Annotated in this window: 25 protein-coding genes; 12 read left to right on the top strand and 13 right to left on the bottom strand. The window is 69.9% G+C overall.

What is annotated here, in order from left to right; genetic code table 11:
• The first annotated feature begins 109 nt into the window (after window positions 1-109).
• Together AB0F13_RS14675 and soxR are read left to right on the top strand one after the other, a co-directional pair.
• Complete coding sequence (locus AB0F13_RS14675) at window positions 110-742, top strand: TetR/AcrR family transcriptional regulator (protein ID WP_362080658.1); 633 nt, start codon at window positions 110-112, stop codon at window positions 740-742.
• Between the two features lie 15 nt (window positions 743-757).
• Window positions 758-1,219 carry a redox-sensitive transcriptional activator SoxR gene (gene soxR / locus AB0F13_RS14670; RefSeq protein WP_362080655.1) on the top strand — a complete coding sequence of 154 codons (462 nt, stop codon included), beginning with the start codon at window positions 758-760 and terminating at the stop codon, window positions 1,217-1,219.
• Between the two features lie 73 nt (window positions 1,220-1,292).
• On the opposite strand, the gene AB0F13_RS14665 is transcribed toward soxR, so the two are convergent.
• Both AB0F13_RS14665 and AB0F13_RS14660 read right to left on the bottom strand, forming a co-directional pair.
• A complete protein-coding gene (locus AB0F13_RS14665) occupies window positions 1,293-1,904 on the bottom strand; it encodes a hypothetical protein (protein WP_362080652.1) in 612 nt (203 codons plus the stop codon).
• A 180-nt stretch (window positions 1,905-2,084) separates the two neighbouring features.
• Window positions 2,085-3,392: a serine-threonine protein kinase gene (locus AB0F13_RS14660; RefSeq protein ID WP_362080650.1), complete on the bottom strand. Its 1,308-nt coding sequence runs from the start codon at window positions 3,390-3,392 to the stop codon at window positions 2,085-2,087.
• Window positions 3,393-3,630: 238 nt separating this feature from the next.
• Here AB0F13_RS14660 and AB0F13_RS14655 point away from each other — a divergent pair, with 238 nt between their 5' ends.
• On the top strand, window positions 3,631-4,242 hold the full coding sequence (locus tag AB0F13_RS14655; RefSeq protein ID WP_362080647.1) for a TetR/AcrR family transcriptional regulator: 612 nt from the start codon (window positions 3,631-3,633) through the stop codon (window positions 4,240-4,242).
• 49 nt (window positions 4,243-4,291) lie between these two features.
• Here AB0F13_RS14655 and AB0F13_RS14650 read toward each other — a convergent pair whose 3' ends face one another.
• The 4 genes from AB0F13_RS14650 to AB0F13_RS14635 all read right to left on the bottom strand — a co-directional run bounded on the left by AB0F13_RS14650 (window position 4,292) and on the right by AB0F13_RS14635 (window position 8,150).
• Window positions 4,292-5,524 (bottom strand): acyl-CoA dehydrogenase family protein, encoded by a 1,233-nt coding sequence (locus tag AB0F13_RS14650; RefSeq protein WP_362080644.1) that lies wholly within the window; start codon window positions 5,522-5,524, stop codon window positions 4,292-4,294.
• A gap of 6 nt (window positions 5,525-5,530) precedes the next feature.
• Window positions 5,531-6,553 carry a phosphotransferase family protein gene (locus tag AB0F13_RS14645; RefSeq protein ID WP_362080641.1) on the bottom strand — a complete coding sequence of 341 codons (1,023 nt, stop codon included), beginning with the start codon at window positions 6,551-6,553 and terminating at the stop codon, window positions 5,531-5,533.
• A 119-nt stretch (window positions 6,554-6,672) separates the two neighbouring features.
• On the bottom strand, window positions 6,673-7,620 hold the full coding sequence (locus AB0F13_RS14640; RefSeq protein ID WP_362080638.1) for an MBL fold metallo-hydrolase: 948 nt from the start codon (window positions 7,618-7,620) through the stop codon (window positions 6,673-6,675).
• A gap of 89 nt (window positions 7,621-7,709) precedes the next feature.
• Complete coding sequence (locus tag AB0F13_RS14635; RefSeq protein WP_362080636.1) at window positions 7,710-8,150, bottom strand: MarR family transcriptional regulator; 441 nt, start codon at window positions 8,148-8,150, stop codon at window positions 7,710-7,712.
• A 148-nt stretch (window positions 8,151-8,298) separates the two neighbouring features.
• Between AB0F13_RS14635 and AB0F13_RS14630 the strand changes: the two genes are divergently transcribed.
• Both AB0F13_RS14630 and AB0F13_RS14625 read left to right on the top strand, forming a co-directional pair.
• Window positions 8,299-9,795, top strand: coding sequence for an MFS transporter (locus AB0F13_RS14630; protein WP_362080633.1), 1,497 nt, complete (start codon window positions 8,299-8,301; stop codon window positions 9,793-9,795).
• 32 nt (window positions 9,796-9,827) lie between these two features.
• Window positions 9,828-10,751 carry an NADP-dependent oxidoreductase gene (locus tag AB0F13_RS14625; protein WP_362080631.1) on the top strand — a complete coding sequence of 308 codons (924 nt, stop codon included), beginning with the start codon at window positions 9,828-9,830 and terminating at the stop codon, window positions 10,749-10,751.
• A gap of 18 nt (window positions 10,752-10,769) precedes the next feature.
• Here the strand turns inward: AB0F13_RS14625 and AB0F13_RS14620 are convergent, their stop codons facing one another.
• Window positions 10,770-11,324 (bottom strand): NUDIX domain-containing protein, encoded by a 555-nt coding sequence (locus tag AB0F13_RS14620; RefSeq protein WP_362080628.1) that lies wholly within the window; start codon window positions 11,322-11,324, stop codon window positions 10,770-10,772.
• A 54-nt stretch (window positions 11,325-11,378) separates the two neighbouring features.
• On the bottom strand, window positions 11,379-12,263 hold the full coding sequence (locus AB0F13_RS14615) for a DMT family transporter (RefSeq protein WP_362080944.1): 885 nt from the start codon (window positions 12,261-12,263) through the stop codon (window positions 11,379-11,381).
• Between the two features lie 374 nt (window positions 12,264-12,637).
• On the opposite strand from AB0F13_RS14615, the gene AB0F13_RS14610 reads away from it, so the two are divergent.
• The 3 genes from AB0F13_RS14610 to AB0F13_RS14600 all read left to right on the top strand — a co-directional run bounded on the left by AB0F13_RS14610 (window position 12,638) and on the right by AB0F13_RS14600 (window position 17,195).
• The gene (locus AB0F13_RS14610) at window positions 12,638-13,594 is read left to right on the top strand and encodes a hypothetical protein (RefSeq protein ID WP_362080625.1); all 957 of its coding nucleotides are present in this window, start codon (window positions 12,638-12,640) and stop codon (window positions 13,592-13,594) included.
• An 83-nt stretch (window positions 13,595-13,677) separates the two neighbouring features.
• Window positions 13,678-15,261, top strand: a complete 1,584-nt coding sequence (locus tag AB0F13_RS14605) for an APC family permease (protein WP_362080622.1) — start codon at window positions 13,678-13,680, stop codon at window positions 15,259-15,261.
• Window positions 15,258-17,195 (top strand): primary-amine oxidase, encoded by a 1,938-nt coding sequence (locus AB0F13_RS14600; protein ID WP_362080619.1) that lies wholly within the window; start codon window positions 15,258-15,260, stop codon window positions 17,193-17,195. The genes AB0F13_RS14605 and AB0F13_RS14600 overlap by 4 nt, the downstream gene beginning before the upstream one ends.
• Window positions 17,196-17,214: 19 nt before the next feature.
• Here AB0F13_RS14600 and AB0F13_RS14595 read toward each other — a convergent pair whose 3' ends face one another.
• Both AB0F13_RS14595 and AB0F13_RS14590 read right to left on the bottom strand, forming a co-directional pair.
• Window positions 17,215-17,619 carry a (2Fe-2S) ferredoxin domain-containing protein gene (locus AB0F13_RS14595; RefSeq protein ID WP_362080616.1) on the bottom strand — a complete coding sequence of 135 codons (405 nt, stop codon included), beginning with the start codon at window positions 17,617-17,619 and terminating at the stop codon, window positions 17,215-17,217.
• 337 nt (window positions 17,620-17,956) lie between these two features.
• Window positions 17,957-18,673 carry an XRE family transcriptional regulator gene (locus AB0F13_RS14590; RefSeq protein ID WP_362080941.1) on the bottom strand — a complete coding sequence of 239 codons (717 nt, stop codon included), beginning with the start codon at window positions 18,671-18,673 and terminating at the stop codon, window positions 17,957-17,959.
• A gap of 216 nt (window positions 18,674-18,889) precedes the next feature.
• Between AB0F13_RS14590 and AB0F13_RS14585 the strand changes: the two genes are divergently transcribed.
• From AB0F13_RS14585 to AB0F13_RS14575, 3 genes are all read left to right on the top strand, one after another.
• Window positions 18,890-19,123 carry a hypothetical protein gene (locus tag AB0F13_RS14585; protein WP_362080614.1) on the top strand — a complete coding sequence of 78 codons (234 nt, stop codon included), beginning with the start codon at window positions 18,890-18,892 and terminating at the stop codon, window positions 19,121-19,123.
• Between the two features lie 291 nt (window positions 19,124-19,414).
• Window positions 19,415-20,164 (top strand): nucleotidyltransferase family protein, encoded by a 750-nt coding sequence (locus tag AB0F13_RS14580; RefSeq protein WP_362080611.1) that lies wholly within the window; start codon window positions 19,415-19,417, stop codon window positions 20,162-20,164.
• A 39-nt stretch (window positions 20,165-20,203) separates the two neighbouring features.
• The gene (locus tag AB0F13_RS14575; protein ID WP_362080608.1) at window positions 20,204-21,019 is read left to right on the top strand and encodes an STM4013/SEN3800 family hydrolase; all 816 of its coding nucleotides are present in this window, start codon (window positions 20,204-20,206) and stop codon (window positions 21,017-21,019) included.
• 60 nt (window positions 21,020-21,079) lie between these two features.
• Here AB0F13_RS14575 and AB0F13_RS14570 read toward each other — a convergent pair whose 3' ends face one another.
• Both AB0F13_RS14570 and AB0F13_RS14565 read right to left on the bottom strand, forming a co-directional pair.
• A complete protein-coding gene (locus AB0F13_RS14570; RefSeq protein ID WP_362080606.1) occupies window positions 21,080-22,483 on the bottom strand; it encodes a DUF3987 domain-containing protein in 1,404 nt (467 codons plus the stop codon).
• A 79-nt stretch (window positions 22,484-22,562) separates the two neighbouring features.
• The gene (locus tag AB0F13_RS14565) at window positions 22,563-23,333 is read right to left on the bottom strand and encodes a hypothetical protein (RefSeq protein ID WP_362080603.1); all 771 of its coding nucleotides are present in this window, start codon (window positions 23,331-23,333) and stop codon (window positions 22,563-22,565) included.
• Window positions 23,334-24,039: 706 nt separating this feature from the next.
• On the opposite strand from AB0F13_RS14565, the gene AB0F13_RS14560 reads away from it, so the two are divergent.
• Window positions 24,040-24,714 carry a hypothetical protein gene (locus AB0F13_RS14560; protein WP_362080600.1) on the top strand — a complete coding sequence of 225 codons (675 nt, stop codon included), beginning with the start codon at window positions 24,040-24,042 and terminating at the stop codon, window positions 24,712-24,714.
• A 59-nt stretch (window positions 24,715-24,773) separates the two neighbouring features.
• Here AB0F13_RS14560 and AB0F13_RS14555 read toward each other — a convergent pair whose 3' ends face one another.
• A complete protein-coding gene (locus AB0F13_RS14555) occupies window positions 24,774-25,694 on the bottom strand; it encodes a hypothetical protein (RefSeq protein WP_362080597.1) in 921 nt (306 codons plus the stop codon).
• Between the last annotated feature and the right edge of the window lie 2 nt (window positions 25,695-25,696).

Raw genomic sequence — 25,696 nt, 5'->3', positions numbered from 1 at the left:
CCCCTCACCGGACCCGTACGCGCTCTAAGCGCTTGCTCAGCCCAGGGTATGGTGTTCGTTCTTTCTGTCGGCGAGGGGCCCGGAGCGGGCCCGGAGAGCGGGGCACGCGATGGGCTCGCAGGCGCAGCGGACCGACGAGTGGGCCGACGTCACGCCCGACGCCGCGAGGCGGCTGCTGACCGCCGCCGTCCAGGCCTTCGCCGAGCGCGGCTACCACGCCACCACCACCCGTGACATCGCCGGCCGCGCCGGCATGAGCCCCGCCGCGCTCTACATCCACTACCGCACCAAGGAAGAGGTGCTGTTCCGCATCAGCGGCGTCGGCCACCGGCTCGCCCTCGACATCCTGCGCCGGGCCCGCGACGGCGCCGGCACCCCGGCCGAGCGGCTCGCCGCCGCCGTGCGCCGCTTCGTCCGCTGGCACGCCGAGCACCACACCACCGCACGCGTCGTGCAGTACGAGCTCACCGCGCTCGGCGAGGAGCACTACGCGGAGATCGTCGCCATGCGCCGGGAGACCGACGCCGCGGTCCGCGCCATCATCGAGGACGGCGTCGCCACGGGCGACTTCGACGTCCCCGACGTGCGCGGCACCACCCTCGCCGTGCTCTCCCTGTGCATCGACGTCGCCCGCTGGTTCAACGCCGAGGGCAAGCGCACCCCCGACGAGGTCGGCGAGCTGCACGCGGGGCTGGTACTGCGCATGGTCGGATACGGCGGAGCCGTCCCCGGCGGGAGCTGACGTACAGTCTGAGCCGTGCCGCAGATTTCGAAGAAGGTTCACGAGCTCACCGTCGGGCAACTCTCCGCGCGTAGCGGCGCAGCCGTCTCCGCACTGCACTTCTACGAGACGAAGGGCCTGATCGGCAGCCGTCGCACGACGGGCAACCAGCGCCGCTACGACCGGGACGCGCTGCGCCGGGTCGCCTTCATCCGTGCCGCACAGCGCGTGGGCATCCCGCTCGCCACGATCCGTGACGCGCTCGCCGAACTGCCCGATGAGCGCACCCCCAACCGCGCCGACTGGGCCCGGCTCTCCGAGGTCTGGCGGGTGGAGCTGGACCAGCGGATACAGCAGCTGGCCGCGTTGCGCGACCGCCTCGACGACTGCATCGGCTGCGGCTGTCTCTCGCTCGACAAGTGCGCGCTGTCCAACCCGGACGACCGCTTCGGCGGCCTGGGCACCGGCTCGGTGCTCTACGGCCAGCGCACCGGCTGACGCCCGCGCGCCGCCCGCCCTCCGCGGCCGGCGCTCCCGGCCGGCGCTCCCCGGGGCGCCCCGGGGAGCGCCCTCACACCGCCGCGTAGCGCTCGGCGAAGGTGTACCGCCGTGCCGCGGACAGCGCGGCGGGGGTGAGCACGGGCACCGGGACCACGATGCCGCAGTCCGTGCAGACGGGTCCCTCCAGCGGGTAGCGCTCCAGGTCCGTGCGCCACTCGATGCGCTCCTGCGCGCACACCGGGCAGGCGTCCCCGGGCACGGACTCCATGGCCTTGATCACCCGGTGCAGGACGTCCGCGAGCCGGGCGTCCGGCGTGAGCCCGGGCGACGCGCACGGCACGATGTCGCAGCCGCCCCAGGTGTTGCGGTGCCAGTCGTCGACCGCGCTGGGCTGGCGGATGCCGTCGTGCTTCTCGCGCCGGCGCCGGCCGGCGAACCCGGCCTCGTACGCCAGCCAGACCTCGCGGGCCTCCTCCAGCTCGGCCAGTGCGGCGATCAGCAGGGCGGGGTCGGGGGCGCGGTCGTCAGGGGCGAGGCCGGCGCGGGCGCACAGGTGGCGCCATGTCGCCCGGTGCCCGTAGGGGGCGAAGCGTTCGAGGCATTTGCGCAAAGAGGTCCGTCGCAGTGCGATGGTGTTCCGTGGATTGCGGACTTCCCGGGCTAGTGCTCTGAAACCTGCCACTGCATCCCACCTCCGGCGGAGCGGACTCGGATCGACATGGAAGGGACGTATCCCGTCGCGAATCGGATCCATCGGATATTCGGATCCTGCGGACGCGATACGCGGCCGACTCCGCTCTGCTACCCCCATCGGGCGCGCAGATGTGAGCATCCGCGAAGGTGGCGGATCCTCACCCACCGATCAGCGTACGAGCCGCCCTGCCAGCAGGATGAGACGGGCCAGTTCCCCGTGGCAGATGTCGCTGTGCGCGCCGGACGGCGGGCCCCCGCGCCGCACGACCGCCCCGACGTCGACGTTGACGCAACCCGAGTCCGGCAGCGGTCCTGCCAGCGCCTGTTCCAGCGTGAGCTTTCCTGTGCCGTCCACGGCCTGGACGCCGTCGTGGCCCATCGCGCCCCAGCGGGGGTTGTCCAGCCCCAGCGCGGACTCCGCGTCCCCGGACAGCCGGGAAGCGAGCGGGTAGAGCATGCTCAGCGCCAGGTCGTGGCGCGAATGGCAGCACAGCACCGGCCCCCTGACCCGGCGGTGCGCGCCGTGCAGCACCCCCGAACGCTCCCGGGCGAACGGCAGGCGGGGCGCGAACGCGTAGTGCGAGAAGGCGCCTTGGAGCAAGGTGAGGGAGTGCACGCACTGTGCGGGCTCCGGCAGCCCGCGCAGCGCGAAGGCGACGAGCCGCCCCCCGAAGCTGTGCCCGATCAGGTGCACGCGCAGATCCGGGGAGGCCTCGGCCAGCGCCCCGAGGGCCGGGCCGAGCCCCGACTGCCCCACCGTTCCCGCGCGTCGCTTCATCTCCCAGTACGAGCCCTGCCGCAGCAGTTCGAGGGCGCCGCTCCACAGCCGGCCGAGCCCCCCGAACAGGCCGGCCGGCGCCATGCCCGTGGACGCGAGGGTGTCGGCGAAGCACCCGCACACCGTTGCCGCGTCATCGCTGAACATGGCCGGCTCACCGGGCCGGCCCGGTTCCGGGTCCGTGTCGTGGAGGAAGGGGTCCGTGGCGCCGTCCGCCGCGCCCCGGTGCGAGCGGGAGACGAGCCCGCGGACGAGGCCGGCGAACTCCTCCAGGCGCGCGGGGTCCTGCGGCTGTCGCTCGATCAGTTCGGCCAGCCGGTCCAGCAGCGACTCACTGCCGGGGAACACCGCCGCCAGCGCTTCCAGGGTGCCGGGCTCCAGCACCGGTCCGGGCCCCGTCAGCGCGGGGCGGTACTGCGGGAAGTCGGGGATGGGCTCGTCGGTGAAACGCATGGACGGCCAGATCACGCCGCCGTACCCGAGGCACGCGGTGGCCCCGGAGCCCGCGAGCACGGCGGGGAAGGGCGCGAAGAAGGTGCGGTAGAGGCCGGTGGCGAGCGAGCGGCTGTTGTTCCAGCCGTGCGCAAAGATCACCAGATCGGTGAGGCCGGCCTCCACCACACCCCGTATCAGGGCCTCGCGCCCGGCCGGGTCCATGTCCCCCTCGGCGTCGAACGTCAGCTCCCAGTACGGTTCCACACCTATGCCCGCCACCGTGTCCCCCTGCGCCGGTCCGAATGTGCGCGCATCGTCCTGCCGTCAAGGGGGCATGTCCAGCCTTCCTGCAGCTGGTTCATTCATTCGTGCGCGGCATTCCGGCCTCCTGTGCTACGTGCGGAAGAACGAGAACCGGCGCCGGCCGGTGCCCGGCGAGGTGCCCTTCCGCCACGGCATACCGACTGGTTAGTGTGCCGGGCACGAAAGGCGGGTGGCGACGATGACTACCACGACGGCGACGGCCGGAACGACGGAGAACGACGGCAGGCCCGTACCGCAGCGACTGCTGGCGGCCGCCACCCGGCTCTTCGCCGAGCAGGGCTACGACCGCACCTCCGTACAGGAGATCGTGCGGGCGGCCGGGGTCACCAAGGGTGCGCTGTACCACTACTTCGGCTCGAAGGACGACCTGTTGCACGAGGTGTACGGGCGGGTCCTGCGCCTGCAGCAGGAGCGGCTCGACGCCTTCGCGGACGCGGACGCGCCCGTCGAGCGGCGGCTGCGCGACGCGGCGGCCGACGTCGTGGTGACGACCATCGAGAACCTCGACGACACGAAGATCTTCTTCCGGTCGATGCACCACCTGGGCCCGGAGAAGCTCAGGCAGGTACGGGCCGAACGGCGCCGCTACCACGAACGGTTCCGCGCGCTGGTGGAGGAGGGCCGGCGCTCGGGCGTCTTCGGCTCGGCGACCCCCGCCGACCTGGTGGTGGACTACCACTTCGGCTCCGTCCACCACCTGGCCGGCTGGTACCGCCCCGACGGCCCGCTGAGCCCCCGGCAGGTCGCCGACCACCTGGCGGACCTGCTGATGAGGGCGCTGCGGCCCTGACCGGGCCCGTCCGGCGGGGGAGGACCGGGGTTCGCGGCGGAGCCCCGGTTCACAGGTACCGCTTCAGCTCCCGCCGCGCCAGCGACCGCTGATGCACCTCGTCCGGACCGTCGGCCAGCCGCAGCGTCCGCGCCGCCGCCCACAGCTCCGCCAGCGGAAAGTCCTGGCTCACCCCGCCCGCCCCGTGCAGCTGCACCGCCCGGTCGATGATGCCGGCGACCGTCCGGGGAGTGGCGATCTTGATGGCCTGGATCTCCGTGTGCGCGCCCCGGTTGCCGACCGTGTCCATCAGCCAGGCCGTCTTGAGCACCAGCAGCCGCAGCTGCTCGACCGCCACCCGTGAATCGGCGATCCACTCCTGCACCACGCCCTGCTGGGCGAGCGGCTTGCCGAAGGCCGTACGGGCCGCCGCGCGCCGGCACATCAGCTCGATGGCACGCTCGGCCATGCCGATCAGGCGCATGCAGTGGTGGATGCGGCCGGGGCCGAGCCGGGCCTGGGCGATGGCGAAGCCGCCGCCCTCCTCGCCGATGAGGTGCGTGGCCGGGACGCGGACGCCGTCGAGGACCACCTCGGCGTGGCCGCCGTGGTAATGGTCCTCGTAACCGTAGACGCGCATGGCGCGCCGCACCTCCACGCCGGGGGTCTCGCGCGGGACCAGCACCATCGACTGCTGGCGGCGCGGGTCGGGGCCGTCCGGGTCGGTCTTGCCCATGACGATGAGGATCCGGCAGTCCGGGTGCAGGGCACCGGAGATGTACCACTTGCGGCCCGTGATGACGTAGTCGTCGCCGTCGCGCTCGATGCGCGTGGTGATGTTCGTGGCGTCGGAGGAGGCCACCTCCGGCTCGGTCATCGCGAAGGCCGACCGGATCTCGCCGGCGAGCAGCGGCTCCAGCCACTGCTCGCGCTGCTCCTCCGTGCCGAACTGGGCGAGCAGCTCCATGTTCCCGGTGTCGGGGGCGGCGCAGTTCAGGGCGGTGGGGGCCAGCTGCGGGCTACGGCCGGTGATCTCGGCGAGGGGGGCGTACTGGACGTTGGTGAGCCCGGCGCCGTACTTCTCGTCGGGCAGCCCGTGCTGGTTGGTGAAGAAGAGGTTCCACAACCCGCGCCGGCGCGCCTCGGCCTTGAGCTCCTCCACCACCGGCGGCACGTGCCAGGGGGACGGCGCCTCGGCCCGCTGCTGCTCGGCCACGGCCTCCGCCGGATACACGTGCTCGTCCATGAAGGCCAGCAGCCGGCCGCGCAGTTCCTCGGTGCGGGCGTCGAATGCGAAGTCCATGTGTGCTCAAGCCTCCTGCAGGGTGGTGAGTCCGTTGCCGATGAACAGCGGCACGAGCGGGCCGATGCGGTCGAAGCCGGCGCCGACGGTCTGCCCGAGGGTGTAGCGGCGGTGGATGCCCTCCAGGATCACCGCGAGTTTGAAGTACGCGAAGGCGGTGTACCAGGGGAGCGCCGAGACGTCGCGGCCGGAGCGGGCCGCGTAGCGCTCGACGATCTCGGCGGGCGCGGGGTGGCCGGGGGCGCCGCGCGTGGTGGTCAGCGGCGAGCCGGGAACGTCCTCCAGCTCGCCGTACATGACCAGCAGGCCGAGGTCGGTGAGCGGGTCGCCGAGGGTGGACATCTCCCAGTCCAGGACGGCCGCGACGGTGTCGTCGGCGCCGATCAGGACGTTGTCGAGCCGGTAGTCGCCGTGCACGACCGTGGGCGCGGGGGAGTGGGGCAGTGCCGTGGCGAGCGAGCGGTGCAGCTCGTCGATGCCGGGCAGTTCGCGCTCGCGCGAGGCCTGCAGCTGTTTGCCCCACCGCCGCAACTGCCGCTCCAGGAACCCCTCCGGCCGCCCGAAGTCCCCCAGTCCGGCCGCGTCCGGATCGACGGCGTGCAGCGCGACGAGCGTGTCGGCGAGGCCGAGGACGACCTGGCGGATACGGGCCGGGCCGAGGGCGGTGAGCTGCTCCGCAGTGCGGTACGGCGTGCCCTCGACGAACTCCATGACGTAGAAGGGCGCCCCGATGACGTCCTCGTCCTCGCAGAGCAGCAGCACGCCGGGCACCGGCACCGGGGTGTCGCGCAGCGCGCTGATCACCCGGTGCTCGCGGCGCATGTCGTGCGCGGTGGCGAGCACATGCCCCAGCGGCGGCCGGCGCACCACCCAGCGGCTCACGCCGTCCGTGACGGCGTACGTGAGGTTGGACCGCCCCCCTTCGATCAGCCCGGCCGTCAGCGGCCCCCGCACCAGCCCGGGCAGCTCCCGCTCCAGGTGAGCGCGCAGCCGCTCCGGATCGAGCCCCGGCAGGTCGTCCTTGCTCATCGAATGCCCCTCCACGCGGAGTTGAACATGCGGCCGTACGTCACGGGGACGCACAGCACAGTGACCGGCCTCATCATGCCGACCAGTCGGTATGCCGTCCAGGGGTCACCGGGTCCCGGTCACGCGTGGCAGAGCAGCGGCCGGCCGCCGTTCATCTGCGTCATGTCGCCGAGGACGGGCAGCAGGTCCAGGGTCGTTCCCGCCGGGTGGCCGTCCAGTTCGGCGTAGGCGCGGTGCAGGTTGGCGACCAGGCGCTCGCTCTCGCGCAGGGCGGCGAACTCGCCCAGGTCGGCCTCGCGGGCGGCCTCCAGGGGGGTGCGGCCGGCGGCGTGGGCGGTGCGGGCCAGGTCCTGGACGTAGCGGAGGTAGTTCTCGACGGTGTCGTAGACGCCCGGGTCGCTCACCCGGCCGTGGCCGGGCACCACGGTCTGCGCGCCGAGGCCGCGCAGCGTCTCAATGGCGCGCAGCGAGCCGCTGAGCGAGCCCATCATCACGAAGGGCGTGCCGCCGTTGAAGACGAGGTCGCCGGTGAAGACGATGCCCTGCTCCGGGAGCCAGGCGATGGTGTCGCCGACGGTGTGGGCGGGGCCGGGGTGGATCAGCCGCACCTCGATGTCACCGATGTGGACGGTGAGCGAGTCGGTGTAGGTGAGGTCAGGGGCGGTGATCTCGATGTCGCCGTATTCGACCGTGGGCCAGGCCTGGTGGAGCTGCAGTCCGCTGGCGAGGGTCTCACGGCGGCACTCGGCGTGGCCGATGACCATGGCCCCGGGCGTGAAGACGCAGTTGCCGTAGGTGTGGTCGCCGTGGTGGTGGGTGTTGACCAGGGCCGTCGGCAGCGGTGCGCCGCTCGCGGTCACGGCGTCGCGCAGCAGGCGCGCCCGCCGCTCGGTGGCGGCCGTGTCGATCAGCAGGGTGCGGTCGCCGTCGCTGACGAACCCCGCGTTGTTCAGGCACCAGCCGCCGTCGGGCTGGACGAAGGCGCTCACGCCGGGTGCGAGGCGGACGGTGTACGGCTCGGTGCCCGCTGCCTCGTCGGCGGGCACGTTGCTGCGTGTAGTGGTCATCGAGGGCCTCCCATGCCGTCCGCCGCACGGCTGGGCGGATCCGACTGGGCGTCAGAATACGGGCGGCTCCGCGGGCTCGCGCGGGGTGGTCAGGCGCGGTGCTCCAGGCCGGGGCGCAGCCGCTCCAGCAGCCCGAAGAGCGCGGTGCGCTCCTCCTCGTCCAGGGCGTCGAGCGCGCTGTGGGTGGCCTGCATCTCGGCCCGTACGCGGCGGATGGTCTCGTGGCCCTCCTCGGTGGCGACCACGTTCTTCACCCGGCGGTCGGCGGGGTCGGGCTCGCGGCGGACCAGGCCGCGCGCCTCCAGCCGGTCGACGATGCCGGTGACATTGGAGGCGTCGCAGGTCAGCAGCGTGGCGAGGCCCCGCATCGGGACCGGGCCCTTGAGCTGCGCCAGCAGCTTGGCCTGGACGGAGGTGAGGCCGTGGCGGGCGGCGGCTGCCGCGAAGTCCTGCCACTGGGCGGTGCCGAGCGCCGCCACCAGCTCGAGGAGCTGGGCCTTGGTCGGGGGCTGTGTGGTCGTGCCGGTCATGGATGAAGTGTACTCAAGAGCTTGATGGCTTAAATCATTAACTTGACTACCTGAAGTATCGCGTCCTACCGTGGTGCGAGTTGCTTGACGATCTCAAGCATCCATGTCGTGAAGTAACGCGAAGTAATCAGAAGGATCCCGCCACCCCATGACCCCGCAAGCGCCCGCAGCACCGCCCGGCACGCGGAACGAGACCGTCATCGTCTTCGCCCTGAGCCTCGCCGCCATGGTCGTCTCGATGATGCAGACCCTTGTCGTGCCGATCCTCGGCCTCATCCAGAACGACCTCGAGACCTCCTCCGCCAACGTCAGCTGGGTCACCACCGCCACCCTGCTCTCCGCCGCCGTCTTCACCCCGCTGCTCGGCCGCTTCGGCGACCAGCACGGCAAGAAGAAGACGCTGGTCGGCGTGCTGATCGTGATGGTCGCGGGATCCGTCCTCGCGGCCGTGACGCACTCCCTGCTGTGGCTGATCGTCGGCCGCGTCCTGCAGGGCGCCGCCACCGCGATCTTCCCGCTGGCGCTGTCCGTGCTGCGCGAGGAGGTCCGCCCGGCCAAGCTGCCCGGCGCGATGGCCATGGTCAGCGGCACCCTCGCCTTCGGCAGCGGCCTGGCGCTCGTCGCCACCGGCCTGCTCACCTCCGGTGACAACCCCGACTACCGCAGCGCCTTCTGGCTGGCCACCGGCCTCGCCGCGCTCGCCCTGATCGCCGTCGTCACCCTCGTGCCCGCCACCCGCGAGACCACCGGCGGCCGTACGGACGTCCTCGGCGCGCTGTCCCTGGCCGCCACCCTGGTGCTGCTCCTGCTGCCCATCACCCAGGGCCACGAGTGGGGCTGGTCCTCCGGCCGTACGATCGGCTGCTTCGCCGGCGCCGTCGTGATGGCGGTGGTGTGGACGCTGGTCGAGCGCAAGGTGCGCGAGCCGCTGGTCGACATGAAGATGTTCGTCCACCGCCCGGTGCTCTTCGCCAACCTCGCCGGCCTGCTCGTCGGCTTCGGCTCCTTCGCCCTGTTCATCGGCGTCTCCTACCTCGTCCAGATGCCGTCGAAGATCACCGGCTACGGCTTCGACGCCAGCGTCCTGCGCGCCTCCGTCGAGTACCTGCTGCCCAGCACGATCGTCTCGCTGCTCGCGGCCCCCGTCGGCGGCCAGCTCGTCCGCCACCACGGCCCCCGCCTGGTGCTGCTGCTCGCCTCCCTGATCGGCACCGCCGGCTTCGTCTGGATCGCGCTCGACCACGAGCACGCCTACTCCGTGATCGCCGCCGGCATGTTCGTCGGTGCGGCCATCAGCTTCGGCTACGCGGCCATGCCCGCCGTGATCGTCTCCAGCGTGCCGCACCACCAGACCGGCATAGCCAACGGCATCAACTCCATCTCCCGCTCGACCGGCAGCGCCATCGGCAGCGCGATGATCACCACGGTCCTCGCCTCCAAGAGCATCGAACACCTGCCGCCGGGCGCGCCCAGGCTGCCCGCCGAGAGCCAGTTCACCCTGACGTTCGTCATCGCCGGGACGGCGTTCCTGCTGGTCTGCGTCGTGGCCGGGCTGGGCCTGCGCAAGGCCGGGGGACCGCGGACGGCAGCGGTGGCGGGCACGGACGCCGCGTCCCAGGCTGAAACCGCACCGGCCACACGCTGAACACCGGCAACGACGACGAAGGAGCCAGCACGATGAAGGCTGTCAGCTACCGGACCTACGGCGGCCCCGAGGTCCTCGAGTACGGCGACCTCCCCCAGCCCAAGGCGGGCCCGGACGCCGTCCTGATCAAGGTCGAGGCGGCGGCCGTCAACCCGGTCGACTGGAAGGCGCAGGCGGGCTACCTCGACGCCATGATCGAGCCCGTCTTCCCGGTCGTCCCCGGCTGGGACGTCTCCGGCGTGGTCGTCGCCCTGGGCGCCGACACCCCCGAGTACCGGGTCGGCGACGAGGTCATCGGCTACGTCCGGGAGGACTTCCTCTCCCGCGGCACCTTCGCCGAGTACGTGGCCGCCCCGGTGCGCACCCTGGCGCCCAAGCCCGCCAACCTCACCTTCGAGGAGGCCGCCGGCATCCCGCTGGCCGGCCTGACCGCCTACCAGGCCCTGAAGGCCGTCAAGGCGGCCGAGGGCGACACGGTGCTGGTCCACGCGGCGGCGGGCGGCGTCGGCACCATGGCGGTCCAGCTCGCCCGGCACCTCGGCGCCCGGGTCATCGGTACGGCCAGCGAGCGCAACCACGACTACCTGCGCTCCCTGGGCGCCGAACCCGTCACCTACGGGGAAGGCCTCGCCGGCCGGGTGCGGGCCCTGGCGCCCCGGGGCGTGGACGTCGTCCTCGACCTGGTCGGCGGCGGCGCGATCGAGGCCTCGCGCGAGGTCACGGCTGACGGAGCCCGCCTGGTCTCCGTCACCGACCCGGCCGTGGCCGCCCTCGGCGGCCGCCTCCTGTGGGTGCGCCCCGACGCGGCCGACCTCACCGCGCTGAGCCGCCTGGCGGAGCAGGGCGTGCTGTCGGTCGAGGTCGCCGAGGTCTTCCCGCTGGAGAAGACGGCCGACGCCCAGCGCCTGAGCGCCGAGGGGCACACACGGGGCAAGATCGTCGTCACGGTCGGATAAGGCCGGTCCGCCGCAGCGTCACGCCGCCGGGCCCGGGGAGGACCCCCGGGCCCGGCGGTGCGCGTCGAGCCGGCGGTACGCCTCCAGCCCGTCCGGCACCCACAGCCACTCGTCCAGCCGCGCCCGGAGCTCCTCGGCGGAGAGGAAGCCGTACCAGGCGACCTCCTCCTCCTGGGGCCGCACCGCAAGCTCGCAGCGCACCTCGTAGACCGCCGACCACCAGCCACCGTGCTCGGGGCTGTCGTAGCGGAACCGGAACAGCGGCGTGGGCGCGGGGAGCCCGCTGACGCCCAGCTCCTCCTCCGCCTCCCGCAGTGCGGCCTCGTCGTAGGACTCGCCCGTGCCGAGCACTCCGCCCACGAACATGTCGTAGTGCGAGGGGAAGACGAGCTTGCGGGCGGTGCGCCGGTGCACGAAGATCCGCCCCTGCGCGTCCCGCGCCTGGACGAACACGCAACGGTGCAGCAGTCCCCTGGCGTACACCTCGCCCCGGGGCGCCTGCCCGACGACCCGGTCGTGCTCGTCGACGATGTCCAGTACCTCATCGGCCCCGAGCGGCTGCTGATCGGTCATGGGGCCATCCAATCAGCCCGGCCCCGCACCGGGGCGGGACCGGTCCGCCCCCCGTCAGTGCGGCTGGAGGTCGCGCACCTGCCCCGACTCCGCCATTCCCGAGGGCATGGCCGGGTGGCGGCCGATCAGCACGATCCCGAGCACGATCGCGAGCACGCCGGCCGTCTCCGCGGCCAGCGCCCCCGGCGTCGTCCGCAACTGGTCGCCCATGAAGCCGACCCCGCAGGCGATGCCCGCCAGCGGCTGCGCGGCGGTCAGCGCGGGCAGCGACATGCGCAGGGGCGCCGTCTCGAAGGCGCTCTGCACCAGCACCAGCGCCGTCACGCCGAGCACCACCACGGCGTACGGCTGCCAGCTGGTGCCCAGGGTGGCCCAGCCACCCTGGGCGAGCCGGCTCCCGCTGACCCGGGTGAGGGCGTCCTGTACGCCGTAGAGCAGTCCGGCGGCCACCGCCAGCAGCGCGGCCTCCGTGCTCATCCGCACCCGCTTGGAGACGGCCGTCAGCAGCAGGGCGGCGCCCACCATCACGCCGACGACCAGCCAGTGCCGCAGCGGATCGGTGACGGTGTGCCCGCCGTGCGGCCGGCCCGCGACGATGAAGGCGGCGACCCCGCCCGCCAGCAGCCACAGGCCGCCCCAGCCGGACGGACCCAGCGGCTGTCCGGTCTGTCTGCGGGAGAGTGCCATCGCGAACAGCAGGTTCGTCGCCAGCAGCGGCTCGACCAGCGACACCTCGCCCCAGTTGAGCGCGATCGCGCCGAGTACCATGCCGCAGACCATGAACGCGATGCCCGCCAGCCAGCGCGGCATGCGAACGAGGTCCAGCAGCAGCCGGAGCGAGAGGAAGTCGCTCATGGGGGCCCGCTGCGCGGCGTTCTGCTGGAGGACGAACCCCACACCCAGGCAGCACGCCGCGCTCATGGCGAAGGCGAAGACCATCACGTCGGGCACCTCAAGACCGAGTGGCCGTTGGACACTTGACAGCAAGGACGATAGCCGCCGCAGGGGACGGCGTGGCGGTCGAGTACCCCTTTTCAGCCTGTTCATCCCGCCGGACCGGTGACGATCCCGCGAGAATGGCGAACGCCAGTTCGAGGTGCTTTTGTGCTTATACGTACCACCGTCCTCGCTGCCCCGTGAGGGGCCCGGCAACTCGATCCGGTAGTGCGTTACTTGACGTTATGTCAGCATCACGATCGGCCTTGACGCGGAGCCGTGACTACCGGTTTGCTGTGCGTGATCGAGCAAGCATGTGCACGGACGCCCCTGACCCGGCGCCCGGAGGGGACGTACGCCGTGGAGGAACCCCGCAGATGACGCCCCCACCCCCCTTGGGCCGCCCCCGGAACAAGGACGGGCTGACCTTCGACCCCGCCCTGGACGACTCGGAGCTCGCGACCGTCCGCGACGCGCTGGTCCGGGGCCGCTGGGCCGACACCCGGCAACTCCTCGCCCACACGGGCGACGACTGGGACCGCCGCGGCCACCGCCTCGTCGTCCTCGCCGAGAGCCCCACCAGCGTCGCCTGGGCCCGCGAGTGGCAGCTCGCCGAACCCGACAGCCCCGACGCCGCCGCGCTGCTGGCCTGCGCCACCGTCTCCCGCGCCCTGTACGGCAAGGACAGCCCCGAGGCGGCCCGTGCCCTGTGCCTGACCGCCGCCCGCATGGCCCCCCGTGACCCCACCCCCTGGCTCGCCATCCTCATCCTCGCCCGCCGCGCCGGCACCGACGACGAGCGCGTCCGCGCCTTCGACCAGGTCCGCGCCCGGCACCGGGACCACCACCACGCCCACCACCTGATGGCCGCCTGCCTGGCAGAACACCAGGAGGGCGACCGCGACGACCCGCTGCACGAGGTCTACGACTTCGCCTCCTGGGCCGCCGAGCAGGCACCCGCCGACTCACCGCTGGCCGTGCTGCCCGTCGTCGCCCACGCCGAGCGCTACCGCGTCCTCGCCCGCGCCGGCCTCGAACCTGCCGACCCCGCCCGCTCGGGACACTGGTCCACCCGCCGGGCCCGCCAGGTGATGAAGGCCGCCTTCGACTGGTGGCTCGAATGGGACGTCGACGACGGCACCGCTCACCCCCGGCGCAAGGTCGACCTCAACTACCTGGCCCACGCCAAGCTGCACGAGGGCCGGCCCGCCGAGGCCGCCGCCCTCCTCACCCGCATCGGACCGCACGCCACGCACGCCCCCTGGTCCTATCCGGACCAGGACCCCGGGAAGACCTTCCGGGCCGCCCGCCGCGCCGCACTCGGCGCCGCCTGAACCACCGCACGGCCCCGGCACCACCCGCACCACCCGCACCAGCCACCGGCTCCGCTCACCCCCACGGGAAGGACGGCCCCGCCATGTCGACGGGCAGCACGAGCGAGATCAGTACATTCAAGGGCCAGGAAAGACGCCTGCGCTCCGGCCGCATCGGAGCGGCGGGACTCCTGCTGTCGGTCGTCGCGGCCAGCGCCCCGCTGATGGTCACGGCGGGCGTCATGCCCACCACCTACGGGACGATGGGCATCGTCGGGCAGCCCCTCCTCTTCGTCATCCTCGGCGTCGTCCTGACCCTGTTCAGCTTCGGCTACGCCGAGATGAGCCGCCACGTCCACAACGCCGGCGCCTTCTACGCCTACATCGCCCGCGGCCTGGGCGGCACCGCGGGAGCCGCCGCCTCCGTCGTCGCCCTGGTCGCCTACAGCGCCATGCAGTTCGCGATCTACGGCATCTTCGGCTTCGAGCTCTCCGGGCTGATCGACGAGCACCTCGGCGTCAGCGTCGCCTGGTGGGTCCCCGCCCTCGCCGCGGTCGCAGTCGTCGGCGCGCTCGGCTGGCTCAAGATAGACCTCAACGCCAAGGTCCTCGGCGTGCTCCTGCTCATCGAGTGCGCCATGGTCGTCGTCTTCGACGCCGGCGCCCTCGGCAGCCCCGGCCCGGACGGGCTCTCGCTGCGGGCGTTCGACCCCGACACCCTGGCCGGCGCCGGACTCGGCACCGCGCTCTGCTTCACCATCGCCTCCTTCGTCGGCTTCGAACAGGCCGCCGTCTACGCCGAGGAGACCAGCCGCCCCCAGGTCGTCGTCGCCCGCGTGACCTTCCTCGCCGTCGGCTTCGTCGCCCTGTTCTTCGCGTTCGCCTCCTGGGCGCTGAGCGTGGCCGCCGGACCGTCGCAGATCATCGGACTCTCCCGCGAACAGGGCCCGAACCTCCTCTTCGCCCTCTCCGAGAACCGCTTCGGCGCCACCTTCACCGACGCCATGCACCTGTTCTACGTGACCGGCATGTTCGCGGCGATGCTCAGCTTCCACAACGTCGTCGCCCGCTACGCCTTCGCCATGGGCCGCGAGGGCCTGCTCCCGGCCGCCGTCGGCCGCACCTCCAGAACCAGCGGCGCGCCCGCCCACGGCTCGCTGCTGCAGAGCGTCGTCTCGCTCCTGGCCGTCGCGCTGTTCGCGGTGACCGACAACGGCGCGCACGGCGACCCGACCGCACCCGTACAGCGGCTGTTCACCTGGATGGGCAACGTCGGCGCGCTCGGCGTCATCGTCCTCATGGCCGCCGCCAGCGCCGCCGTCATCGTCTTCTTCGTCCGGCGCGGCGCCGCCCGCGCCCAGGCGCCCACGCTGGCCGCCTCCGGTGCGGCCGGGCTGGCCCTGCTCGTCATCGTCGGCTACGCGGTCAAGGACTTCGACGTACTGCTCGGCGCCGACCCCGGGCCGGCCCTGAGGTGGATCCTGCCCGGCATCATCGGCGCGGCCGTCGTCCTGGGCATCGGCTACGGGATGGTGCTCAAGGCCGTACGGCCGCAGGTGCACGCGCGCATCGGGCTGGGCAACGAGGCGTTCCAGCTGGAGAAGGCCGCGAAGGCGGCGGCCTGCCCCGCGCCCGCCGACCCCTCGGACCCCAACGGCCCCACGGACTCCAGAAAGGTTTCCTCATGACGTGCTGTCACCCAGGCCCCCCGGCCGCGCAGCCCCACCCGCTCGACCCGCTGAGCGCCGACGAGATCACGGCCGCCCGGCGCGTGCTCGAGGAGGCCGGCAAGGCCGGCGAGGACACCCGCTTCCCGCTGGTCCTGCTCGACGAGCCCGACCGGCACGCGGCCGCCGCCCACCGGCCCGGCGACCCGTTCCTACGGCGGCTGCGGGTCACCCTCCTCGACCTGCCGACCGGCACCGCCGCCGAGGCGGTCGTCGACGTCACCGCGGGACTGCTGCTCTCCTACCGCGAGCTGGACCCGGCCACGGAGGGGCAGCCACAGGTCCTCTTCGAGGAGTACCCCCTCGTCGAGGCGATCGTGAAGGCCGACCCCGGCTGGCGCAAGGCCATGGCCGAGCGCGGAGTGGACGACACCGACCTGGCCGTCTGCGCACCGCTCGCCGCCGGCAGCCTGGTGATCGACCGGCCGGGCCGCCGGCTGCTGCGCTGCCTGACCTGGCTGCGCTGCGACGCGACCGACAACGCGTGGGCCCATCCGGTGGGCGGGCTGGTGGCCGACGTCGACGTCACCGAGCGGCGCGTCGTGCGGATCATCGACACCGGAGCGGTGCCGGTCCCGGCCGAATGCGGGCGCTACGAGGCCGAGTTCAACGGCCCGGCCCGTACCGACCTGCGCCCCCTGGAGATCACCCAGCCCCAGGGCCCCTCCTTCCGTCTCGACGGGCCCCTGCTGACCTGGCAGAACTGGAGCTTCCGTGTCGACTTCAACGCCCGCGAGGGCCTCGTCCTGCACCGGATCACCCACCGCGACGGGGACCGTGAGCGGCCGGTGCTGCACCGCGCCTCCCTCGCCGAGATGGCCGTCGCCTACGGCGAACCGGACGAGTCCCGCAACTGGGTGACGTTCCTCGACGCGGGGGAGTACTCCCTCGGCCGCAACGCCAACGCCCTGCGGCTCGGCTGTGACTGCCTCGGCGAGATCCGCTACCTGGACGCCGTCGTCGCCGACGACCACGGAATCCCCGAGACGCTGCCCAACGTCATCTGCATCCACGAGGAGGACCACGGCCTCCTGTGGAAGCACACCGACATCTTCAACGGCAACGCCGCCGAGAGCCGCCGCTCCCGCCGCCTGGTCATCTCCTACATCGCCACCGTCGGCAACTACGACTACGGCTTCTACTGGTACTTCCACCAGGACGGCACCCTCGCCTTCGAGGCCAAGTCCACCGGCATGGTGCAGACCTCCGCCGTCGAGCCCGGCGCCGGCTCGCCGCACGGCACCGAGGTCGCCCCGGGCCTGCTCGCCCCCTACCACCAGCACCTGTTCTGCGTCCGGCTCGACGTGGCCGTCGACGGGCTCGCCAACACCGTCGAGGAGGTCGACGTCGTCCCCGTCCCGGCCGGCCCCGGCAACCCGGCCGGCAACGCCATCACCACCCGTACGACCGTCCTCGCCGACAGCGCGGACGGCGGACGGGTGGCCGACACCGCCGCCGGGCGGCGCTGGCGCATCACCAACCCCGGCTCGCGCAACCGCATGGGCCAGCCCGTCGCGTACACCCTCGTCCCGCAGCCCGGCCCGCTCGTCCTCGCCCAGCCCGGTTCGCCGGTGGCCGGCCGCGTGGCCTACGGCAGCAAGCACCTGTGGGTCACCCGCCACCGCGCCGACCGCCGGTACCCGGCGGGCGACTACCCCAACCAGCACCCCGGCGGCGCCGGGCTGCCGCAGTGGACCACGGGCGGCGAGCCCCTGGAGAACACCGAGCTGACGCTCTGGCACACCTTCGGGCCCACGCACCTGCCGCGCCTGGAGGAGTGGCCGGTGATGCCCGTCGACGCCAGCGGCTTCGCCCTCAAGCCCACCGGGTTCTTCGACCGCAACCCCGCCCTCGACCTGCCCAGGGAGACGGGCGGCGGCCACTGCGCGGTATGAGGCGCATGGGGAAGGCGCCTCAGCCCTCCAGCGCCTTCCCCACCCGCCGCGAGACGGTGAACGCGTACAGGTCCAGCACCCCCGGCGGCTCCGCCAGCCCCGGTCCGCCGGCCCGCACCCACGCGGCGATGTCCGCCAGCGCCTCGTCGTCGTTGACCAGTCCCAGCCACACGGGCCTGCCCCCGGCCGCCCGGCCCGCCGCCGACGGCTGCACCACCATCACATTGGCCTGGTCGCACACATCCAGGCACTCCGACGCCCGCACCACGACGTCACCCGCCGCGGCCTCCCGCAGCCGGGCTATCTGCCCGGCGTGATCCACGCCCGGCACCTTGGCCGGGTCACCGCAGCAACAGCCCCGGCACACGGTGACCCGGCAAGGGGCGGGGGAGGGGGCGGCGCGGCGTGGGCTCCTGGAGGTCATCCGCATGATCATACGCAAGACCGCATGCAGCCGGGAGGGCCCCGAAGCGACCGGAAGGCGACCGGGAGACGACCGGAAGGCCGCCGGAACGCGGCCGGAGGGAAAGCGCCCGGGAAAACAGAAAAACCCCAGCTCAGCTGGGGTTTTCTACTGGTGTCCGAGGGGGGACTTGAACTCTCACCTCGGGCACCAGCACATCAGACGTCTGACCTGCGAAAACACCAGTATTGGGGTTAGCTTCCCGCCCATGGTACCTGGCTTTTTCTGGGTGTTTCGGCGCGTTCCTGAGCGCTGTTGGTCACGCGTTGGTCATGTGACCAACCGGCATTTGACTAGGTCAGGGGCGACGGTTGTACTCGGCCATGGCGGTCTTCGAAGTGGAGGCGTCCTTGAAGGTCAGTTCCCATGGGCCGGTGTTCACGTCGAAGTCCTTGCCGAAGCCGACCCACTTTCCGCTCATCTTCCGCCCGGTGGGTTCGACCAGAAGCTGAATTGCTCCGTGGTAGACCGCCCCGGCGTAGTAGCCGTTCGCGGCGGTTTCCTCCCGCCATGTGCCCGTGACGACGTTCCCCTCCACTGTCAGATCGAGGGTGAGCGGGGAGTCAGGGTTGGACGACCCGTCCGGAAGGGAGCGCGCGGTTAGTTTGTTGCCGTGCTGGATGATCACTACGAAGTGTTCGCCAGTGAAGTCGGACCCGCGCCCTGACGAGTGGTACTCGTACCGGGACAGCCAGATGCCCGACAGGGTGCTGTGATCGTTGTGCTTGGTCATGGGGATAGCACCTCCCGGGGCTGTTGTGGCTCCCACCTCTACCACCTTTCCTTGCACCGTTCCGTGACCGTTCGTCACGGCCCGGCCCTTCGCTCGGGTGTTCGGCACCGGTAGGGCGAACCCTAGGGCCTCAATCGGTAGCCCGGTAACGCGTTCTAAGGATCTGACGTAGATACCTCGGGGCCTGCCGACCTTCCCAGACTCCCACCTCTGCACATTGCGCTTGGCGCACTCGTTCGGTTCGCCGACTTCCGTCCCGGCCTGGCGTATGGCCTGGGCCATCTCGTCCTGGGACAGACGCAGGCTGATTCTGACGGCGCGAAGAATCGTGTTGGGTTCGGCCACGCCTTCGACAGTAGGACGCCGGGCGACAGTTGGTCACTGGTTTTGACCGATGAATGACGCCGGTATGACGCCTTGACGGTCGCCGCGCGGACTTGAGGTGCGTCGGTACACCTATGGCACTGACGAGGGCAGCGGCCGAAGGGATGAGCCTGTATGAGCACACGTGCCGTAGTCCGACGGGCGGACTGGACCGTGCAGCCCGACGACGAGCCGGACGCCAAGCCGCACACCTACGCCCAGGAGTGCGACCTGTGCGGCGAGGGCTCCACCCGGAGCACCGACCAGGAGGCCGGGACACTCTGGATCTTGGAGCACGTCAAGACCAACCCGTCGCACAACTCCTACACGCAGATCGTCAAGCGCGGCTTCCGCGCGTGGATGAGGTAGCCATGATCCGACGCGCGATCCTCCGATGGGCGGGGCCGATCTACGCAGTGACGATCACCGCCGCTGTCGTGCTCGTGGTTCCACTGGCGATCATGAGTGACCCGTACCACCACTGAGCCCCCGCTCTCTGTTGGCATCGCCTCCCCGCGACGCAGTCCGCAACTGCGCGGGGCCAGCAGGGGGCGGGTCTTCCGCAACCCCCATCCGGGTGAAGGTTCCGCGCCACCGCATCACGCGCTGTCAGGATGCCGCCACGGACCAGAGCGGTTCCGCAACATCGAAGGAGCGCAGATGGACACCTCCAGCGTCACGCAAGCGCTGATCCTGGCGGGCGGGCAGGCCACCCGCATGCGGCCCTACACCGACGACGCCCCCAAAGCCATGGTGCCCGTCGCTGGCGCGCCGATCATCGGCTACCAGATGCTGTGGCTCGCTGAGCACGGCGTAAAGACCGTCGTGATCTCCGGCGGCTACAAGGCCGAGATGATCAGCGACTACGTCGGCAACGGCTCCAGGTTCGGCATCGCAGCCATCTACGCGATCGAAGACGAACCCCTCGGCCGAGGCGGCGGCCTCAAGTACGCCGCTCAGCAGCTCCCGGACCTGGACGCGCCGTTTTTCGTCCTGAACGGCGACGTCATCAGCACCTTCTCCCTGGCCCACCTGGCCGAGTACCACGAGCGGCACGACGCCGCCGTGACCGTGGCTCTGTCGCCGTATCGCTCCAACTGGGGCGTGGCCGACCTGGACGACCAGGACCACATCAAGGGCTTCGTGCAGTCCCCTGAGCTTCCGTACTGGATCAACGCGGGAATCTACGTCTTCAACCCCGACGTGATCGGTCTCCTCCCCGATAAGGGAGACCACGAGGACAGCACCTTCCCGGAGCTTGCCCAGAACGGTCGGCTGATGGGCTATCGACACTCGGGCTACTGGCGGGGCATCGACACCGTCAAGGACGTCATGGAGGCGTCCAAGGAAGTCCGTAGCGCCGGAACCACTCTCGCACCCGAGTTCCGCACCACCGACATCGACACCTAGGCGCCCGGCTCGCCGGGGCCGCAAGCGGAAGGGGGAAACGTGATCAATGGCAACGAGGTGATCCCCGGTCACCATGTCCTGCTCGTCACGTTCGATTCACTGCGCTACGACGCAGCACGGGCCGTCCTGCACGGCGGAGGCAGCCCCAACCTGGAACGGGTACTACCTGACGGGCTGTGGGAGGAACGACGGACTCAGGGCAGCTTCACGCTCCCCGCGCACATGTCGTTCTTCTCCGGCTTCCTACCCGTCCCCTCCGGCCCCGGCCGCCCCGGCAGGCTCTTCGCCTGCCACTCCCTGAGGGGAACCACCATCCGCAAGCGCACGTACGTGTTCGACGCCCCGGACATCGTCACCGGACTGTCCGGGCTCGGATACCGCACTGTGTGCATCGGTGGCGTGGGGTTCTTCTCCAACCAAACCAAGCTGGGTCGTGTGCTGCCTAGCTTGTTCCAGGAGAGCTACTGGAGCCCCGAAACGGGCACTGACGACCCCGAATCGACCCGGAACCAAGTGAACATCGCCCTCGAAGTGCTGGAGAAGCACCCGGTCGACCAGCGCCTGTTCCTCTTCTTGAACGTCTCCGCCACACACACCCCGACTCACGTCTATCTACAGGGGGAAGACGAGGACTCGTGGGAGAGCCAGTGCGCCGCGCTGAGCTACGCGGACAGGCACCTCGGCCGCCTCTTCAACGTGTTGCCTGATCACGGCCCGTGGCTCGGTCTGTTCTGCGCCGACCACGGCGAGGCATTCGGAGAAGACGGCTACACCGGCCACGGAATCGCGCATCCGTCCGTGTGGACGGTTCCCTACGCAGAGAGCATCATCCCTGCACGGGTCAGCGAAGAATGACCCGAGAACGCGAAGGCCCCGCCAGAATCGGCGGGGGCCTTGTTCGTTGGCGCCTGTCACTCAGAGCAGCGCTCGGAATGGGTTGTCGACCAGAACCTGAGCAGGACCGGGCGACCGCTTCACAGGGGCCGGAGTAGGGGCCGGGCGGTAGGCGTCGAGCCGGACGACCGTGGCGCGCTTCACGTGACGTTCCGGAGTCGCCGGCTGAGGGTCTGCGTGATGGAAAGCGTCCCGGTTCTGGTCACTGTCCGCGTTCGCCAGCTGTTGGTCCGGGTGACGGGAAGTGTCGCCAGAGAGCGTGAAAACGGTGGCCGGGCGGCCGGTCTTCCCTGACCGGTCCACGGTGACGACGATTCCGGGCAGTGCCTTGACCTCCGCTGCGGTCGCACCCACGTACGGGAGCACCTGAGAGGACATGGCCCGGCCGCCGTGCATCGCAATCCGGGCCCGGACCTTGTCGGCGAGGCTGAGTGGTTGCCGCTTCGTCTTCGGAGTGGTGGCGCCCCGGGTGATGCGGACGGCGTCCTGGACGGAGCGGCGTACGAGGGTGAAAGCGGCGAACAGCATGTCGTCCGTGATGGTCTCGGAGCACTCGGAGGCGGCGAGGCAGGCCGCGACCCGAAGGGTTTGTTCGGCAGTGCGCTCGATGAACACCGCCTGCCCCTCGGGCAGCGTCTCGCCCAGGATGCGCGCGTACCGGCGGACGATGCGCCACAGGGGCCGGGCGTCCTCGGACAGGGAGATCACACGGGGGCGGGCGGTAGCCCAGGCGTAGGCGTCGGACAGTTCGGCGCCGTCCACGGTCGGCAGGCTGGTGCGATCGTCGTCAAGCATCGGGACCGACCCCAGGAGGAAGGGCAGGGTGCGGTTGTACGAACCTCCGGCCGCTTCGGACTCGCCCACGTACTTGACCCAGTCGGACGGCGTGATGTGGGCGTGCATCACCATCGCGGGGTCGTGTACCTCTTGCGGTCCTTCCTTGGTGGTGTTGCGCAGCGTTGCCCCGTCCCACGCGGTACGGAGTTTGGTGGTGAACGACGGGTCACGTTTGACTCGCTTCAGCACCTCCGTCCACTCCTCTTCCACCACCAGGGCCCGCACGTCCCGGCCGTGCTCGGTCTCAGCCGTGGCCTCCTGCTGCTCCCACAGGTGGTGCACCAGGCTCGCGCCGGAGGTGATGCCGGATGTGGTGTGGGTCGCCAGGAAGCGGCCCAGGGACTTGTCCAGGACGTGAAGCGCTGCCCGCAGCGCGCTCCCCTTCCCCCTGCCCGTACCGGCCACCAGCGCCGACCACACGAGTACGGGCCGGGCGTGGCCACGGGACGACACCTGGACCGTGCCGCCGATCGCGGCTGACCACATCGACAGGACCGCCACGTACGCCCCCAAGGCGTCCGCTTCCAGGAACGGGGCAATCTTGCGGACAGCCCGGCCGATCGGGCCGTAGAAGACGGGGGTGCTCATGATGCCTCTATCTCGAACAGAACGGGTTGGGCGGCTAAGGGCCGGGCGCGCTGAGCGCCCAGCATGGAGCGGGCGGCGCTCAGGCCGCTGCCGCTTTCCCCTCGGAGGCGTCCTGGTGAGCGAGCTCGTAGGAGTGCCGGACATGCATCGGCACTCGCCCCTGAGCAGAGAGATTCGGCCACCCGTTCCTTCGGGCCCACGTCCTGATCTCGGCGTTCCGCTCACGCTCGGACATGACCTTGGGGCCGACCTTGGCAGGCTCCGGGAGAGGGTCGCCACCGATCAGTTCACCGGCCCGGACCGCGTCCCGGAACCGTCCCGGAGCCCGTACATCCATCACGGGCAGACCGCGTTCCGCAGCGTCACGCAGCTTGGTCCCGTTCCGGTCTCCGCCCTCACCCAGGATGAGCAGGACGGTGCTGTCGTCGGCCCGCCCCACCACCTCGTACCCCATGTTCCGCACGGCCTCACGGGCCGTGTCCCAGTCATAGCCAGGGATGGTCCCCGTCACCATGACGGACGGCACGGGTACAGCCTCGGTAGTGCCGTCGCCGGGCTGCTCCTCCTGCACCTGGTCGTCGTGCTCATCGCCCACGGCCACCACGGGCAACGGCCCGTCATCGTCCGGCACAGACTCAGGAGTCACCGGGGCAGGTTCGGCGGAAGCTCCCTCCGGTGTCCCAAGAGCGTCCACGAGGTAGCGGCCGAACGTGACGTTGTGCTCAAGGCAGAGGTGCCATGCGGAGTCCCCGAGAGTCAGAGTCTTGGTTGCCTCCACCTCTGACCCGTCACGGGCTATGTGAGCGTCACACAGAAGCTTCTCGACGGGAACAAGAATCGTCTTACGCATCGCGCAGATTCCTTTGATTCGACACTTGGGGAAGTCTCAGCAGTGCGAGCCGGAGCGTTGCTCTGACGGCTCCCGCATTCATCATTAGCGGAACTGGTCAACATCTTGCCCCATGAGCGAATCAATTCAACTCCGACTACAGGTGACCCGCATCACAATTCTTGAATTGGAGCCCATCCCGCACTCTCTCAAGGTCCCCCCAAAAATCCATGTTTCCGCAGGTCAGGACATGTGCAGCACCCGGGGGTAATGCCTAATTAGAAAAGAAAAGGACCCACCGGGGGTGCCTTCCTCGAACCTTGTACGGGTTTGGAGGTTTCCAGAATCGCGCCTTCCTGTACCTCAGGGGCCTTGGAGAGTCTGCACAACTATCAAAAATGCAACAATCCGCCTCGATTATGTCGAAGTAAAGCCCTTGACGTCGAGGGAATGTAACGATTCATCGGCCCACCGTTACAAATCGCGCAAATATCGACTATGCGCCTTCGGGTAGTCCTGCGTACCGAACACTCTCAAGCCAGAGGCCCCGCTATACGAGTGACTTGCCGGGATTCCCGGCCTGGGATTTCGCTCGCAGGGGTAGCTAATCGGTATGCCAAGGAAGCAACGTAAGCATTCGCGAAGACGGTCAATCAGGGCTACAGCGTCACGGGCTGAGACTCAGCGGCCCGGCGAGGCGGAGCGACTGAAGCAAGCCTCCCGGCTGGTGAATCTGCTCGACCGTCACGCCGCTTATGGTCTTATTGGTGGCCTTGTTTCCTATTGCGCATTGTCGGCGCTCTACGACCAGTTTTATGGAGCGTTCGGCTTGACGGCTACCGATATGGGTATCGGATACCTAGACACCCTGAGTCGCTCATGGGGATTTATTCTGCTGATTACGCTAGCTGTCGCTCTCTATGTTTTCACCCTATCAGGGATGGGACTCCCCATCTCACGAAAGCGAGCGCACAATTATCGCAATAGATCCAAATCGGCCCGCTGGGTTAACGCTTACATGCATTTTGCGCAGTCAATTATGGAGTGGATTCGTCGAAATCTTGGAGTGGTAGCAGCGATTGTTGCAGCGTTCGCTCTTTTTATTGCCCTATCGGCTTCATCTTCTGCTGTTGACGATCGAGCAGCAGCAACAATCAACGGAAACGCAATCAAGCCTCTTCAGGTTAAGCTAGGGAACCATGGCCTGCGGATTATCTTCCTGGATATCCATTCCCATCATGTCCGCATGATTACCCCGGCCCCAACTCCCGGCTCCGTACCATGTTGCAAGCATTTGATGCATCTTGGCAGCAGTGATCGCACTTACATTCTCTATTGCGTCGACAACAAGCGAGTGATTCGCCTCTCTATAGAGCGGTACGTCGTTCACACCTCTCCATAGGGCCAATTCGGCGTGTACGCGAGAAGCTCCCCAACGTAATGTCAGGAAGCCTTCGGCAATCATGCACCATTGGGCCACTCCACGGCGATCTTAACGATGCCCTTGGACGGCTTGGACTCATCAAAAGTGTTGTCTGCCTTCTTGGTGTCCAACTCCGGATATCGCACAATCTTGCCCCCGTACAGGTGAAGGGTGTCGATGTAGTCAGCCCGGTACTTCTCCGACTGCCCCTGGCGGAAGCCCGAGAACTGGGATGCGTACGTGGCGAACTCAGAGTGGCCTGCCACGATGTCCACCCCAGCCGGCATGGCCGTGGTAGACAGGATCGTAAAGCCAGCCAGCTTGGCCACAACGCCGTTGGCGGTCACACCGCCCTCGCCGTATGCAGCAGCGTTGGCCACGGCGGGGTGCTCAATGAGGTAGCGCTTCACGCGGGGCGATACGACCACGTAACGGCCCGCCGGGATGTCGTTGTCGTCCAGGGCCAGCATCATGTCGAGGATCGCGCTGTAGAGCGCCTGAGGGGCGTTCTGCGCGGTCGCCTTGACCCCCGGAAGGGCCGTGGCGCTCTTCGCGATGATATTGCCCATGAAGGTGTCGGCCTCTCGGGCCAAGGACCGGATCATCTGCTGATTGATCGGAGAATCAAGTCCTCGGCGGCCTCCAGTGAGCTGGACCCGTTCCGCGTCCTCCACAAGGACCTGGAGGTACTTCGCCTCGGTGATGGGCAGCTTCTGGTCAACCGTCTCCGGCCGCTGGGCCGTCATACCGTCCGGGAGCTTGTAGTCCCCCACTGTGGGCCGGAGAAGCGAGTTGATGTGGACAACATCGCCCTGCTGGCGAATGTTGCCCTCGTACTTATTGTTCGAGACGATCGGCGAAGCCCAAACCAGCAGTGGATCAAAGGCTGTGAGAAGTTCTGCATCCCATATCTCGGGGACGAAGGTATGAGTGGCGGGGTTCTGGTAGGCAAAGGCCATAT

Origin of the sequence: Streptomyces sp. NPDC026206 (genome assembly GCF_040638465.1) — a bacterium.
Taxonomy (GTDB): Bacteria; Actinomycetota; Actinomycetes; order Streptomycetales; family Streptomycetaceae; genus Streptomyces.
The sequence above is the reverse complement of the archived record's forward strand: the minus strand, read 5'-3'. Positions and strand labels throughout refer to the sequence as shown.

Excerpts from the sequence above, each read along its gene's own strand:
- AB0F13_RS14630 (WP_362080633.1), top strand. The coding sequence starts at position 8,299 with ATGACCCCGCAAGCGCCCGCAGCACCGCCCGGCACGCGGAACGAGACC.
- AB0F13_RS14580 (WP_362080611.1), top strand. The coding sequence starts at position 19,415 with ATGGACACCTCCAGCGTCACGCAAGCGCTGATCCTGGCGGGCGGGCAG.
- AB0F13_RS14640 (WP_362080638.1), bottom strand. The coding sequence starts at position 7,620 with ATGACCACTACACGCAGCAACGTGCCCGCCGACGAGGCAGCGGGCACC.
- AB0F13_RS14615 (WP_362080944.1), bottom strand. The coding sequence starts at position 12,263 with ATGGTCTTCGCCTTCGCCATGAGCGCGGCGTGCTGCCTGGGTGTGGGG.
- AB0F13_RS14645 (WP_362080641.1), bottom strand. The coding sequence starts at position 6,553 with ATGAGCAAGGACGACCTGCCGGGGCTCGATCCGGAGCGGCTGCGCGCT.
- AB0F13_RS14595 (WP_362080616.1), bottom strand. The coding sequence starts at position 17,619 with ATGACCTCCAGGAGCCCACGCCGCGCCGCCCCCTCCCCCGCCCCTTGC.
- AB0F13_RS14620 (WP_362080628.1), bottom strand. The coding sequence starts at position 11,324 with ATGACCGATCAGCAGCCGCTCGGGGCCGATGAGGTACTGGACATCGTC.
- AB0F13_RS14625 (WP_362080631.1), top strand. The coding sequence starts at position 9,828 with ATGAAGGCTGTCAGCTACCGGACCTACGGCGGCCCCGAGGTCCTCGAG.
- AB0F13_RS14675 (WP_362080658.1), top strand. The coding sequence starts at position 110 with ATGGGCTCGCAGGCGCAGCGGACCGACGAGTGGGCCGACGTCACGCCC.
- AB0F13_RS14655 (WP_362080647.1), top strand. The coding sequence starts at position 3,631 with ATGACTACCACGACGGCGACGGCCGGAACGACGGAGAACGACGGCAGG.
- AB0F13_RS14650 (WP_362080644.1), bottom strand. The coding sequence starts at position 5,524 with ATGGACTTCGCATTCGACGCCCGCACCGAGGAACTGCGCGGCCGGCTG.
- AB0F13_RS14585 (WP_362080614.1), top strand. The coding sequence starts at position 18,890 with ATGAGCACACGTGCCGTAGTCCGACGGGCGGACTGGACCGTGCAGCCC.
- AB0F13_RS14590 (WP_362080941.1), bottom strand. The coding sequence starts at position 18,673 with ATGGCCCAGGCCATACGCCAGGCCGGGACGGAAGTCGGCGAACCGAAC.
- AB0F13_RS14610 (WP_362080625.1), top strand. The coding sequence starts at position 12,638 with ATGACGCCCCCACCCCCCTTGGGCCGCCCCCGGAACAAGGACGGGCTG.
- AB0F13_RS14600 (WP_362080619.1), top strand. The coding sequence starts at position 15,258 with ATGACGTGCTGTCACCCAGGCCCCCCGGCCGCGCAGCCCCACCCGCTC.
- AB0F13_RS14555 (WP_362080597.1), bottom strand. The coding sequence starts at position 25,694 with ATGGCCTTTGCCTACCAGAACCCCGCCACTCATACCTTCGTCCCCGAG.
- AB0F13_RS14635 (WP_362080636.1), bottom strand. The coding sequence starts at position 8,150 with ATGACCGGCACGACCACACAGCCCCCGACCAAGGCCCAGCTCCTCGAG.
- AB0F13_RS14570 (WP_362080606.1), bottom strand. The coding sequence starts at position 22,483 with ATGAGCACCCCCGTCTTCTACGGCCCGATCGGCCGGGCTGTCCGCAAG.
- AB0F13_RS14605 (WP_362080622.1), top strand. The coding sequence starts at position 13,678 with ATGTCGACGGGCAGCACGAGCGAGATCAGTACATTCAAGGGCCAGGAA.
- AB0F13_RS14565 (WP_362080603.1), bottom strand. The coding sequence starts at position 23,333 with ATGCGTAAGACGATTCTTGTTCCCGTCGAGAAGCTTCTGTGTGACGCT.